The sequence below is a fragment of the Pseudomonas sp. 86_A genome (assembly GCF_017491705.1).
GTDB classification, from domain to species: domain Bacteria; phylum Pseudomonadota; class Gammaproteobacteria; order Pseudomonadales; family Pseudomonadaceae; genus Aquipseudomonas; species Aquipseudomonas koreensis.
This window is the reverse complement of record NZ_JAFGYS010000064.1, coordinates 1-535: the sequence shown is the minus strand read 5'-3', so window position 1 is coordinate 535 and position 535 is coordinate 1. Positions and strand designations below refer to the sequence as shown.

The window sequence follows — 535 nt, the reverse complement described above, 5'->3', positions numbered from 1 at the left end:
ACATATGTCTACCTAAATGGTGGTGACGCGGGGTCACATTGGATCGCCAAACTACCTGGTACGACGAACGTCAGCGCCGGCCAGCGCCTTCCGCTTTCCGTGCCTCCAGACAAACTGTATGCATTCGACGCCCGCGGCAATGCACTGCGACGTTGCCTCGATCAGCGAACGTCGATCAATACCGTGCCGATGACCGAATGCGCCTTCGTCGATCAAGACGACAGTTCAATGGTCGCTCGAATGCATGCGGATGGACATTACATCACAAGCAAACGCCACTTCCGATAATGCGGGCGCGGCCAACTATCAACGAGGAGAATTATATGGAGACACTCAAGAAACTACGGGGAACAGTATTGCTTCCCATGATCGCGATGGTCCTGCTGAATGCCAATGCAGCCCCGCTTGTCATCAATACCGACACATCTGATCAAGCAGTAAAAGCAGCTTTCGATGCAGCAGTAAACGATTTCAAAATCGAGAATCCAGATGTACAGGTCAAGGTAAACCGCTTCGATCACGACGCCTATAAGAC

At 52.0% G+C, this 535-nt stretch carries 2 protein-coding genes; both read left to right on the top strand.

From position 1 onward, the window contains the following. Positions 1-288 (top strand): hypothetical protein (locus J5M57_RS28000; protein ID WP_207872116.1); only part of this gene is annotated, 288 nt, incomplete at its 5' end. A 35-nt stretch (positions 289-323) separates the two neighbouring features. Next, on the top strand, positions 324-535 hold a 212-nt coding region (locus J5M57_RS27995; RefSeq protein WP_207872113.1), incomplete at its 3' end, for a hypothetical protein.